This window comes from Halopiger thermotolerans, from assembly GCF_054654555.1.
In genome coordinates, this window is the sequence record NZ_BAAIEU010000003.1 from 444,946 (window position 1) to 457,784 (window position 12,839).

Sequence of the window (12,839 nt, forward strand, 5' to 3'; positions counted from 1 at the left end):
GCTGGTATGGACGTCCTTGTGACCGGTTCCTACGGTCGGTGCGGGACGGCGATCATCGACCACCTGCACGACCGCGAGGAGTACGACTTTACCTACTACAACCGTTCGGATAGACCGGACGATCACCCCTACGGCGAATACGATACCGTCGTCGGCGATATCAGCGACTACGAGACGCTTCGAGACGCCTGCGAGGGCCAGGACGCGATCGTCCACCTGGCCGCGTTCCCCAGCGCGGAGGGCGACTGGCGCGACGTCTTCGAACCCAACATCGTCGGGATGTACAACGTCCTCGAGGCCGCACGCGAGGCAGAGGTCGAGTCGATCGTCTTCGGGTCGACCAACCACGTGATGGGGATGTACGAACTCGAGAACGCGCCCGAGATCTACGGGCGCGACCACGACCTCGTGCTCGATCACACCGATCCGGTGCGGCCGGACTCCTACTACGGCGCCTCCAAGAGCTTCGGCGAGGACCTCGGCCGGTACTACATCGAGGACTGCGAGTACCCGACGCAGTTCTACGCGCTCCGGATCTGTACGGTCAACTCGAGCGAGTACGACCACCCCTACGGGGATGCCGAACAGGGCGTCGACGAGGGCGACTGGGAACGTGGCAGCGACGCGTACGAGTGCTGGGTCGCACGGATGAAGGCGATGTGGCAGTCCCGTCGGGACTTCGCCCATCAGATCGACTGCTGTCTCCAGGACGACGACGTCGAGTTCGATATCTTCTACGGCGTCAGTGACAACCGCCGGCGGTGGTTCGACCTCGAGCACGCTCGCGCCCGGATCGGCTACGATCCGCAGGACGACGGCGAGGAGTGGAATTCGCCGCCAGCGTAGTTGGTCCCAGGGTTACGAATGCCGAACGTGTATCTCGATTTGGGTTCGGTCCGTTCTCCATCGATTCGTTTCCCTACTCAGGAGAAATCTACGTATGACGATCGAAGACCTCGTATATTACAGTGCATTCGACACTCGCTACGGTCGCTGCAGGGAAGGGAGTTGTTCGGCATTCGAGAACGGTAAGCGGCCGAACTCACCGCCAGTCGCTCCGCCGCAGATCAGATGGTGCTGTCGACGTGATTTCTCGGAGTATCGGCCGTGTTCGGTACGGAATCACATCACAATCTATAAATCCCTGTTACGTTCTTTTTGAATGCAAATGGCAACCAGTAAGCTCCGATACGGGATTGTTGGCTGCGCCGGCATAGGAGAAAACCACGCGGACGCCGTCGAGGACCTCGAGGACGCGACGCTCGTCGCCTGCGCCGACATCGACGAGGGGGTCGCACGGTCGTTCGGGGAGGCGTACGACGTCGCCTGGTACACGGATCCAGCCGAGATGGCGACCGACGCCGATCTCGACATCGTCAGCGTCTGCACGCCGAACGGCACCCACCTCGAGATCGTCGACGCCCTCGCCGAGGCGGGCGTCGACGTGCTCTGCGAGAAACCCCTCGAGATCACGCGCGAACGCGTCGACGAGCTGATCGACGTCTGCGAGCGCGAAGGAATCACGCTGGGCGGGATCTTCCAGCGGCGGCTGTACGGCGGGCCGCAGCTCGCCCGTGAGGTCGTCGCCGACGGGCGGCTCGGCGATCTCGTGTTCGGCAACACGGAGATAAAGTGGCACCGAGACCCGTCCTACTACGAGGACGTCGGGTGGCACGGGACGACCGACCTCGACGGTGGGGTGCTCCTCACGCAGGCGCTCCACGGCGTCGACCTCCTCCAGTGGACGGCCGGCAAAATCGAGCGCATCGCTGCCGAAGTCGATACCGTTCACCACGACGTCGAGGTGCCCGACACCGCAGTCGCGAGCGTCGAGTTCGCCAACGGCGGCTACGGCCAGATCACGGCGACGACGGCGATGTACCCCGAGGAACGGATCTCGTTGCACCTCCACGGCACCGAGGGGTCGATCAAGTGGCACGAGGACGAACTCGAGTTGTTCGAGACGAAAGACGGCGCCGAGGCGACGCCCGAGCCGTTCCACATGGGCACGGGCATCCCCGGGCAGGTTCGGGACTTCGTCGCGGCGATCCGAGACGACCGCGAGCCGATGATCCCACCCGGGGAGGCGCGCAGGGCGCTCGATATCACGTTCGCACTGGAGAAAGCGGCTAAAACCGACCAGTGGGTCGACGTCGAGTACGGCGCTCGAGAGTAACTCGATGGATCCGGCCCGATATCACCCGACGGCGATCAGCGCGCGGCGTCACGCTCGCTCGGCGCAAATCGGCGGTATAACGCCCCGACGGAGGGCGCTTACGGCGGGCACGAGTTCGCGATCGTACAGACCGAGAGCGAGGACCACCGCCTGGAATCGAACACGGTTCGAGTAACCCTCCCCAGCGGTTCCCGGATCTCGTTGAGCGCCGACCTCGAGCGGTTCGTCAACGACCCGACGTACGCGTTCCCCTGGGATCGGCCGTAAGCGACTGCGGGCGGAGACGGTTAGATCGCGCTCACCTCCTCTCGGCGTTCGGATCGAAGTCGACGGGCGTTTTCTCGATGAGCGTCTCGTACTGATTCCGCCCTAGGTATTTACGCACATACTATTGTAATTACATCCTCAACGTCAATCGGCACGGAGTACGTGTCCGATACTTGTTTACTGACCGTAGATTAAACAGATATCTTATCTATTGACGGCGCCGTCGTATGTCGATTCTTCCGTATAACTCGAGAAACGAAAAACTGTAAGAATACGTATGAAGTCCCGCAGAACGACCGACAGCGCTTCTGGAGGGCGTTTATCGATAGCGCCGCCGCTCGAGTGCTCGGAGTCAGCCGCCGGACGAAAAACGAGGATCCGACGAGAGAAACTAGATCGATTCGAGCGGCCTCGAGACAGAACTAGTCGCGCTGCGGATAGACCGCGAGTTCGAACGTTCGATCCGCAACGGAGAGTTGGAGGTGTCCGTCGTCGCGGCGTCCGTCGGACGAGCGGTCGAAGAGCCCGAGTTCGTCCGGATCGATGCGGAGATCGACCGTCGTTCGCTCGTCGGGCTCGAGTTCGACGCGTTCGAAGGCCCAGAGTTCGCGAACGGGCGTCACGACCGAACTGAACTCGTCGCGACCGAACGCCTGGACGACCTCGCTGCCGTGTCGGTCGCCGGTGTTGGCCACCGTGACGCTGACCGTGACGATCTCGCCCGGAGCTATTGTGTCGTCGGACAGGTCGATCGCTTCGTACTCGAGGGTGGTGTAACTCAGTCCGTGGCCGAACTCGAACAGTGGATCGTACGAGGACGGATGCTCGTCCGGGCCGATCGGATGGGGATGCGGCAGGTAGTTGAAGTACGTCGGCAGGTCGGCCGCCGATCGCGGCATCGAAATCGGGAGCCGGCCGCCGGGCTCGGCCTCGCCGAACAGGACCTTCGCGATCAGCTCGCCGCCGACGCGGCCGGGATAGTACGCCATGAGGATCGCCGGGACGTCGTCGGCCACCTCCTCGATAGCCAGCGGGCGGCCGGTCACCAGCACCGCGACGACCGGCGTTCCGGTCGCCGAGACCGCTTCGACGAGGTCGCGCTGGGCGTCGGGCAACGAGAGTTCCCGCCGGGTCGGGAACTCGCCGGTCTCGCCGTCGGTCTCCGCAGAGGGACCGAACTCGTGGAGGTACCAGTCCTCGCCGAGCGCGACCACGGCGACGTCAGCCGCGGCCGCCCGCTCCGCGGCGGCGTCGATATCGACCGACGCGTTGATCTCGCAGCCGGGTTCGTAGGTGACGGTCGTCTCGTCGGCGACGTCGGCGATCCCCTCGAGAATCGTCGTCCCGGGGACGCCCTCGTCGGCGTTACAGCTCCAGCCGCCGTTCTGGTGGACGATCGCGTCGGCGTTCGGCCCGGTGACGAACACCTCCTGGGGGTCCTCGAGGGGGAGCAGGTCGCCCTCGTTTTGCAGCAGCGTCAGCGACTTGCGGACGGTCTCGCAGGCGACGTCGAGGTGGTCCGGCGTTCCGAGCGCGTCTGCGGCATCGTCGTCAGGGTAGGGATCCTCGAAGAGGCCGAGCGCGAACTTCGCCCGCAGTACCCGCTCGGCGCTGGCCTCGATTACCGCCTCGGACAGTTCGCCCCGCTCGACCAGTTCCTGGACGCGTCCCGCGTGTTCGCCGCCGGCGACCGAGCCGATATCCAGCCCCGCAGCGTGGGTCTGGCGCGCCGCCTCGAGCGGCGTCCCCGCCGTCCGGTGTTCCTGGTGTAACTGCGTGATGCCGTTCCAATCGGAGACGACGACGCCGTCGAACCCGAGTTCCTCGCGGAGGAGGTCGGTCAGGTAGCGACGGGAGCCGTGGGCCGGTTCGCCGTCGATCGAGTTGTAACAGGGCATCACCGAGCCAACGCCTTCGTCCAGCGCGGCCTCGAAGGGCGGCAGGAGTACGTTGCGGAGCGTGTGCGAAGAGACGTCGACCGGCGCGGCGTCCTCGCCGCGCGCGGGAACGCCGTAGGCCGGGAAGTGTTTGGCCGTCGCGAGTACGCCGTCGTCCTCGAGGTCGTCGCGCTGGTAGCCCCGGACCTTGCCGGCGGCCAGCCGGGCGACGAGGTACGGGCTCTCGCCGAACGTTTCGCCGGTTCGCCCCCACCGAGGGTCGCGGACGACGTCGCACGTCGGACTGTAGTTCTGTGCGGCGCCGGTCGCGCGCAGCTCCGCCGCCGTGATCTCGGCGGTCCGTTCGATCAGGTCGGGGCTCCACGTCGCCGCCGCGCCGAGCGCGTTCGGGAAGACGGTCGCCTCCTTGATGTAGGCGTGACCGTGGATCGCGTCGGCGGCGAACAAAAGCGGAATCCCGAGGCGAGTCTCCTCGACGGCGTGTTGCTGGAGTCGGCGCGCCGCGTCGACCGCCTCGTCGACCGACTCGTTCGGCGACCCGCCCCAGCCGAAGGGAGCGACGGCCCCGATGTGGTACTCGTCGATCTCACTGATGACGTCGTCGACATCGTGAAGGCCCTCGTCGAGAACCCCGACGTAGGAACCGGCCAGTTGCCCGATCTTCTCCTCGAGGGTCATCCGCTCGAGGAGGTCGGCGACGCGCTCGTCGATCGACAGCGACGGATCTAGATACCGAGCCTCGCTCGTCATGGATGTAGGGATCCACGCAGGAAGTTAATAAGTGTATCCCTCGTGTACGGACGTCTGAGGCCTCTGAGAGTCGGAATAACGATACGCCCGGGCGGAGCGCGCGAACGCGATAACGGTGTAAAGAATCGTTATGTTTTCCGAAAAATATTTATTATCTGGGACGGTACCGCAGGAGTACCATGGCACCAGAGAGAGTGCTATCCACCGGCACAGAGGCATCACGGCGACGGATCTTACGAGTCACCGGCACAGTGGGGGCAGCGGCACTCGCAGGGTGTGCCGGCGGCAGCGACGACGGGGCCGACACTTCCGGCGGGGAGATCACCGGCGACGAGCCGATGACCGAACGGACCTTCACCGCGCCGACGTCGGTGCTGCCCGGCGACATGCAGTGGAACGCCGCGAACGACAGCAACTATCCGGATCGGCCGGGGTTCGTGGTCTTCGACCGGCTGGTGTACTTTCGGGCGACGACCGGCGAGTTCGCCCCGGGAGCGCTCGCCGACTGGGAAATCGGCGACGACGCGGCGACGCTGACGCTGCAGGACGACCTGACGTGGCACAACGGCGAGGACGCCACGGCGGCGGACCTCGTCCGAAAGCTCCACATCTCGCTCTACGATAGCCACCCGATCGGGAACTTCACCTCGGTCGAGAACGTCGCGGCCGTCGACGGCACGACCGTCGAGGTCGGTCTCGAGGCCGACGTCTCCGAGCCGGTCTTCCTCAACTCGATCCAGAACATGGAGCTGGATACGCCGGCCGAGCAGTACGAGGACATCCTCGCGGAACTCGAGGACGATCCCGAGTCGACGGCGCTGGCGGATTTCGCGCCCGAGGAACCGATCGGGACGGGGCCGTTCCAGTACGAGAGCGCGGGAGAACAGGAACTCGTCACCACGAAGTTCGAAGACTCCCACTGGGCCGACAACGTCAACTTCACCGAGTACCGGTTCCGATTTATCGATGGGAACGAGCAGGCCTGGCAGGCGCTGCGGGGCGGCGCGGTCGACGCCTTGCACAACATCTTCACCTCGCCGGACATCATGGCGTCGTTCCCGGACCACGTCGTCGAGGTCCAACAGCCCGCCAACTGGGGGCTGTCGATCGCGTTCGACCACGACCACAAGCACTTCGGCCAGCGCGAGGTCCGGAAGGCGATCGCCCACGTCGTCGATCGAGAGGTCGTCGCGGAGAACTCCGCCGGCGGCGGCGACGCGAAGGCGCCCGTGGGGACGCCGACCGGCATCGTCGGCAACTTCGACGGCTCGGCCGACGAGTGGCTCGATAATCCCGACGCCTTCGAGGACTACGCCGGGAACAACACCGAGCGAGCGACCGAACTGCTCGAGTCGGCCGGCTTCTCGCGGGAGGACGGCACCTGGGTCGACGCCGACGGCGAGACGCTGACCTTCGAGTTCAAGGTGCCGGCCGCCTGGAACGAGTGGGTCGACGCCGCGATCACGCTCAATCAGCACCTCCAGGACTTCGGCATCGAGACGAACCTTATCACCCGGGACGACGGGGTCTACTTCGGCCAGGACCTCTACGGCGACACCGGCTTCGACGTCGCCGGCTTCTGGTGGTCCGACGGCTGGACGTATCCCTACCACACCTTAAACTGGAACCAGAACAGCTTCGACGCGCAGAACGTCTACAACTACCCCGGATCGATCGAGCTGCCGCCGATCGGCGAACCCGACGGCGAGACCGAAACCCTCGAGTTCGCCCCGGAGTTCGAGGAACTCGTCGGGATGGATCGGGACGCCGAGGAGACGCGGCAGAAGATCAACAAGCTGGCGTGGGCCTTCAACTACGACCTGCCCCAGCTGCCGATCCAGGAGAAGGTCGATCAGTGTTTCGTCGCGACCAAGGACTTCAAGGTCGTCGACGACTCCGACCCGGACGCGTCGGTCAAGTATCCGACGACGTACCTCCCCCGGATCGGGAAACTCGTCGCGAAGGAAGAATAGCGCGGCTACGTCGAATACATGCAACGATACTACGTCGAACGCACGCTACAGGCGATCGTCACGGTGGTATCGGTGATGAGCCTCGCGTTTTTCCTGCTCCGGCTGATGCCCGGCAATCCCGCGGACGCCTACCGGGCCGAGCTCATCCAGAACAATCCGCAGATGACGCAGGCCGAGATCGACCACCGCGTCGAGCGCAAACTCAACGTGCTCCCCGACGCGCCGCTCCACGAACAGTACATCAACTACGTGATCGGACTGCTGCAGGGCGACCTCGGCGAGTCGATCAACGAGGGCGTCCCCGTCGCCGAGATCATCGCGGAGGCGCTTCCGTGGACGATCTTCACGATGTCGACCGCGCTGTTGCTCTCCTTCGCCATCGGCGTCTCGCTCGGCGCGATGATGGCCTACAAGGAGGGCAGTTACTTCGACAACGGCCTCTCGGTCGGCTCGATCCTGTTCAACTCGATCCCGAACTACATCGTCGGGATCGTGCTGATCTGGTTCCTCGGCTACCGGTTCGAGCTGTTCCCGACCGGCGGCCGGTACTCGACCGAGATGGAACCGACCGTCGCGCTGCTCGAGCCGCTCGAGACCCTCGCATTCCTCGGGGACGCTGTCTGGCACGCCGCGTTGCTGATCGCCTCCTACACGGTCGTCGCGGCCGGCGGCTGGGCGCTGCGGATGCGGGGCAACAGCATCCAGATACTCGGGGAGGACTACCTGCGCGTCGCGCGGCTCCGCGGCCTCTCGGAGCGGCGGATCGCGACGCGGTACGTCGGACGCAACGCCGTCCTGCCGCTCTACACCGCGCTGTTGATCGCGATCGGCTTCGCGCTGGGCGGCAGCGTCATCCTCGAGCAGGTGTTTACCTACCCCGGCGTTGGCTACTACATGATCGAGGGCCTCGAGGCCCGCGACTACCCGCTCATGATGGGCGTGTTCCTCGTGATGACCGTCGCCGTCGTCCTCGGCGTCTACATCGCCGACCTGACGTACGGGATCATCGATCCCCGCGCCCAGACTCGCGGAGGTGAGCACTGATGAGCGAGCGGAGCGAGCGAACGGAGCCGCTGCACGCGATCGACGACGGCGACGCCTTCGATGCCGTCTCCGAGACCACGCTCACCCGAAAGGAGCGGTACCAACGACTGGTCGACCGCTGGCTCCTCGCGCCGGGCCGGATCGTCTGGAGCGAGCGCCGCGCCCGCATCGGCGCCGGGATCATCCTGCTGTACGTGGTCGTCGGCTTGGTCGGCCCGGCGCTGTACAAGGAACCGCGAACCAATCAGGGCCCGCGATCGGTTACGCCGCTGGCCGAAGGGCTGGCCTACCCCCTCGGCACCGACAACCTCGGCCGCGATATCCTCGCCCAGATCGTCCACGCGACGCCGTCGATGCTGCAGATGATCGCGGCCGGCGGCCTGTTCGTAACGGTCATGGGCGTCACCGTCGGGACGATCGCGGGCTACTCCGGCGGCCGGACTGACCGGCTGCTCTCACTCGTCACGGACATCGTGATGACCATTCCGGGGCTCCCGCTGATCGTCATCCTCGCCGCGCTGCTCGAGCCCCAGAACCCGATCGTCACGGGGCTGATCCTGACGGTCAACGTCTGGGCGGGGCTGGCCCGCGAGATCCGTTCGCAGGTGCTGTCGATCAGCCGCCACTCCTACGTCGAGGCGTCCCAGGCGATGGGGCTCTCGACGCCGTCGATCATCGTCAAAGACATCCTTCCGAACATCATGCCGTACGTACTGATCACGTTCGTTAACGCCGCGAGACAGGTCATCTTCGCATCGGTCGGCCTGTACTTCCTGGGGGTACTGCCGTACGACAGCGTCGTCAACTGGGGCGTCATGATTGACCAGGCGATCAGCGGCGGGGCCATGCACGTCGCGTCGATGGCCCACTGGCTGATCGCGCCGCTGGCGACGATCACGCTGCTGTCGTTCGGACTGATCCTGTTCTCGCAGGGGACGGATCGAATGTTCAACCCGCGCGTTCGCGCTCGACATGCCTCCACAACGGGGTCGGACGACGAACCGCCTGAGTCCGGTGGCGGCGCTGCGACGACCGGAACCGGAGGTGGGATCCGATGAGCGGTCGCGCCGATCGATCGGGATCGGACGCCGTCGCGACCGAGTCTCGATCCGATGCAGTCCTCGCGTGTCGCGACCTCACCGTCGAGTTCCACATGGACCGGGGAACGTCGACGGTACTCAACGGCCTCGACGTCGACATCGAGCGCAACGAGATCATCGGCATCGTCGGCGAATCCGGCTCCGGCAAGTCGATGTTCGCGTCCGCGCTGCTGGACGCCGTCGTCGATCCCGGCGTTACCTCGGGGTCGATCACCTACCGGCCGACGGACGGTCGGGAGATCGACGTCCTCGAGCTCTCGGACGACCGACTCCGGCGGCTTCGGTGGGAGGAGATCTCGATGGTCTTCCAGGGCGCGCTCTCGTCGTTCAACCCGACGCTGACGCTCCGGGGCCACTTCGTGGAGACGCTCGAGGCCCACGAGTACGACGTCGAGTCGGGGATGGAGCGCACGCGGGAACTGCTCGAGGACCTCTACCTCGACCCCGACCGGGTGCTCGATTCGTACCCGCACGAACTCTCCGGCGGGATGAAACAGCGGGCGCTGATCGCCCTGAGTCTGGTGCTCGAGCCCGAGGTGCTGGTGATGGACGAGCCGACCGCAGCCCTCGACCTGCTGATGCAGCGCTCGATCGTTAGCCTGCTCGGCGATCTGCGGGACAAGTACGACCTGACCATGGTGTTTATCACGCACGACCTGCCGCTCGTGACGAAACTGGCGGACCGCATCGGCGTCCTCTACGCGTTCGAACTCGCGGAGGTGGGCCGGACCGAGGAGATCCTCCGGTCGCCGACCCACCCCTACACGCGGGCGCTGTTGAACTCAACGCCCGACATCGACTCCCCGCTCGAGGAGATGCGACCGATCGAAGGCTCGGCGCCCGATCCGGTCAACGTGCCCTCGGGCTGTCCGTACCACGAGCGGTGTCCCATCGCGACTGAAGACTGCGCGACGGTGAAACCGCCGATGGAGCCGGTCACGGAAACCCACGACGTCGCCTGTCACCACCGGGACCGCGTCGACGAAATCGAACTCACCGCGGAGGTAGACGGATGAGCGCCGACGAACCCGTCGTCTCAATGGACGGCGTCGACGTCCACTTCGAGACGGAGGGCGGTCTCAACCCCTTCGAGGACTCGGAGACCGTACGGGCGGTGGACAGCGTCGACCTCGAGATTCCGGAGAACGACGTCGTCGCGATCGTCGGCGAATCCGGCAGCGGGAAGACCACGCTCGGCAAGGCGGCCGTCGGCCTCCAGCGACCGACCGGCGGCACCGTCAGCTACCGCGGCCAGGACGTCTGGGAGGCCAAGAAGCGCTTCTCGAATCCGTCGATCCCCTACGAGGAGATCCGGCGGTCGCTCCAGATCATCCACCAAGACCCCGGCTCGTCGCTGAACCCGCACCGGACGGTCGAAGCATCGCTCGCCGAACCCCTGAAGAAGTACCAGACCGACCTCGGCCCGGAGGACCGCGAGGCGCGGATCCTCGCGATGCTCGAGCGCGTCGGGATGGCGCCGCCCCACGACTACGCCCAGCGGTACCCACACCAGCTTTCCGGTGGAGAGAAACAGCGCGTCGCGCTCGTGCGGGCGCTGTTGATGAACCCGGATCTCATCCTGGCCGACGAGGCGGTGTCGGCGCTGGACGTCTCCCTGCGCGTCGAGGTGATGGACCTGATGCTCGACCTGCAGGAGCAGTTCGACACGTCGTTCCTCTTCATCTCGCACGACCTCTCGAACGCCCGTTACCTGGCCGAGCACGCCGACGGGCGCCTCGGCGTGATGTACCTGGGCGAACTCGTCGAACTCGGGGACGCCCAGGAGGTGTTGCAGAACCCGCAACACCCCTACACGAAGGTGCTGAAGTGGGCGACGCCGTCGCTCAGCCTCGAGGAAGGGGCCACGGAGCCGCCGGTTCGGGAGATCGACATCCCCGACCCGGTCGATCCGCCGTCGGGGTGTCGGTTCCACACGCGGTGTCCGCACGCGACCGACCACTGCAAGACGACGGCGCCCGGCGTGCGCTCGGTCGACGGGGGCGCTCGCGCACACCGCGCCTCCTGTTTCCGCCTCGAAGACGACAGCGAGTACTGGAACAGCGAGCCGCTCGAGGGCGCGCGACTGGACGAGGAATAATCACGGCTGCCGTTCTCGATTCGGCAGCGGTTCACAGATCGTGCTGCCGTCGTACTGTTCAACAATAGTTAGTCGACGGGTCGGTACTGCCGACACCGATACAGCACGTAGACGGCGCCGAGAAAACCCGTACCGACGAGGACGAAATCGGCGACGAGAACGGTCCGCGTTGCCGACCCGGACGGCTGGAGCCACAGCGCCACGAGCAACAGCATCAGCAGAACCGCCTCGAGGCCGAGCAGTAACACGACCGCGGAGCGGTACTCGCGCATCGTCTTCCAGAATCGATCGGTAATCGTGTCTGCCATTGGTACGCACACTCGAGTGGGAGTACTTCTTGGTACCGGTTCGTGGCGTCGGACTCGGCAGATCCGAACGGAACGGATGGCCGGTCAGTCTGCGTCGGACTCGGCGCCCCGCTCGAGCACCTCGTCGACGTCGAGATCGGTCCCGCTCGAGGGAGCCTCGAACTCGATCGCCTCGAGGGTGATGCGAACCGCTTCGACGTCCTCGTAGACGGCGCCCCAGCCGCCGACGCTGTACAGGTCGCCGTCGGCGGCGACCTCCAGCTGCAGGAAGCCGGCGACGTCCTCGAAAGAGGGGTGCGCGTCCGAGCGATAGATCCCCGGATACGCGATATCCGTGACGATGCCCGTGATCCGACAGGGTTCGTTCGTCTCGACCCACGTCCCCTCGACGGTCACCGCGAGATCAGCGCCGTCCCGCCACAGCGGCGCCACGTCGCGGACGAACTCCTCTAAGGTCATGTAGGGAACGGGCGGTTCGGTGTTCTCGTAGACCGTCTCCCAGAGTTCCCAGACGCCGGTCTGGAAGTACCAGTGGAAGATAAACGAGAGGATGTAGTCGTCGATCAGGACGCCGAAGGGGCGGTTCGCCCAGTCGTTCGGTGTGAAACACGTTCGCGTGCGATCGGCGACGAGCAGGAACGGGCCTGGGATCCGGCAGGCGCGCAGTTCCGACACCGTCGCGGCGAGGTCGACGTCCTCGAGTCGCTCATCTAGGTCCGTCCCGTAGACGGCGACCCGTATCACAACGCCGCGATCGCGGGCGTCCTGCAGAGCGTTCATCAGCGCCCGGAACTGCTCGACGGTCGCCGACAGTTCGATGAAACTCTGCGCGTCGCGGATCAGATCGCGCGCGCGGTCGACGACCGTCTCCTCGTGTTTGACGACGCTGACCGTGTGCTCGCTGATTGCCGGTTGCTCCCACCGATCCTCGATGGCGTCTGCGGCCTTGTTCATCAGCTTTCCGCGCGAGCGGAGTTCGCTGAGGATCTCGATCGGTTCCTTGGGACGGGCGTGGAGTTTGTCCTGATCGAACGTCTCGACGTACCCTTCCCCCTCAAGTGCGCGAAGGACGTCGTAGATCTGCGATACCGGGACGGAGCACTGCTTGGCGACCTCTACGGCCGGCATCATCCCCTGCTCGAGAAGCGTGATGTAGGCGTCGGCCTGGTACGCGGTCAATCCCGCGTCCTGCAGCGCGTCTCGCAGCGGATCCCTGTCCATGCCC

The 12,839-nt window shown here is 65.4% G+C and carries 10 protein-coding genes; 7 read left to right on the forward strand and 3 right to left on the reverse strand.

Annotated features, from left to right (window positions below; genetic code table 11):
* The first annotated feature begins 6 nt into the window (after nucleotides 1–6).
* Together ACYQ26_RS07275 and ACYQ26_RS07280 are read left to right on the forward strand one after the other, a co-directional pair.
* The gene (locus ACYQ26_RS07275; protein WP_459808209.1) at nucleotides 7–846 is read left to right on the forward strand and encodes an NAD-dependent epimerase/dehydratase family protein; all 840 of its coding nucleotides are present in this window, start codon (nucleotides 7–9) and stop codon (nucleotides 844–846) included.
* 322 nt (nucleotides 847–1,168) lie between these two features.
* Nucleotides 1,169–2,176, forward strand: coding sequence for a Gfo/Idh/MocA family protein (locus tag ACYQ26_RS07280; protein ID WP_459808210.1), 1,008 nt, complete (start codon nucleotides 1,169–1,171; stop codon nucleotides 2,174–2,176).
* A 689-nt stretch (nucleotides 2,177–2,865) separates the two neighbouring features.
* Here ACYQ26_RS07280 and ACYQ26_RS07285 read toward each other — a convergent pair.
* Complete coding sequence (locus ACYQ26_RS07285) at nucleotides 2,866–5,091, reverse strand: glycoside hydrolase family 3 N-terminal domain-containing protein (protein WP_459808211.1); 2,226 nt, start codon at nucleotides 5,089–5,091, stop codon at nucleotides 2,866–2,868.
* Between the two features lie 251 nt (nucleotides 5,092–5,342).
* Here ACYQ26_RS07285 and ACYQ26_RS07290 point away from each other — a divergent pair, with 251 nt between their 5' ends.
* From ACYQ26_RS07290 to ACYQ26_RS07310, 5 genes are read left to right on the forward strand one after another with little or no spacing between them, the layout of a single operon-like run.
* Complete coding sequence (locus tag ACYQ26_RS07290; protein WP_459808212.1) at nucleotides 5,343–7,064, forward strand: ABC transporter substrate-binding protein; 1,722 nt, start codon at nucleotides 5,343–5,345, stop codon at nucleotides 7,062–7,064.
* An 18-nt stretch (nucleotides 7,065–7,082) separates the two neighbouring features.
* Complete coding sequence (locus ACYQ26_RS07295; protein ID WP_459808213.1) at nucleotides 7,083–8,108, forward strand: ABC transporter permease; 1,026 nt, start codon at nucleotides 7,083–7,085, stop codon at nucleotides 8,106–8,108.
* Complete coding sequence (locus ACYQ26_RS07300) at nucleotides 8,108–9,166, forward strand: ABC transporter permease (protein ID WP_459808214.1); 1,059 nt, start codon at nucleotides 8,108–8,110, stop codon at nucleotides 9,164–9,166. The genes ACYQ26_RS07295 and ACYQ26_RS07300 overlap by 1 nt, the downstream gene beginning before the upstream one ends.
* On the forward strand, nucleotides 9,163–10,224 hold the full coding sequence (locus ACYQ26_RS07305) for an ABC transporter ATP-binding protein (protein WP_459808215.1): 1,062 nt from the start codon (nucleotides 9,163–9,165) through the stop codon (nucleotides 10,222–10,224). The genes ACYQ26_RS07300 and ACYQ26_RS07305 overlap by 4 nt, the downstream gene beginning before the upstream one ends.
* Nucleotides 10,221–11,306: an ABC transporter ATP-binding protein gene (locus tag ACYQ26_RS07310; RefSeq protein WP_459808216.1), complete on the forward strand. Its 1,086-nt coding sequence runs from the start codon at nucleotides 10,221–10,223 to the stop codon at nucleotides 11,304–11,306. The genes ACYQ26_RS07305 and ACYQ26_RS07310 overlap by 4 nt, the downstream gene beginning before the upstream one ends.
* A 68-nt stretch (nucleotides 11,307–11,374) precedes the next feature.
* On the opposite strand, the gene ACYQ26_RS07315 is transcribed toward ACYQ26_RS07310, so the two are convergent.
* The gene (locus ACYQ26_RS07315) at nucleotides 11,375–11,614 is read right to left on the reverse strand and encodes a hypothetical protein (RefSeq protein WP_459808217.1); all 240 of its coding nucleotides are present in this window, start codon (nucleotides 11,612–11,614) and stop codon (nucleotides 11,375–11,377) included.
* An 84-nt stretch (nucleotides 11,615–11,698) separates the two neighbouring features.
* Nucleotides 11,699–12,835 (reverse strand): TrmB family transcriptional regulator, encoded by a 1,137-nt coding sequence (locus ACYQ26_RS07320; RefSeq protein ID WP_459808218.1) that lies wholly within the window; start codon nucleotides 12,833–12,835, stop codon nucleotides 11,699–11,701.
* Nucleotides 12,836–12,839 lie beyond the last annotated feature (4 nt).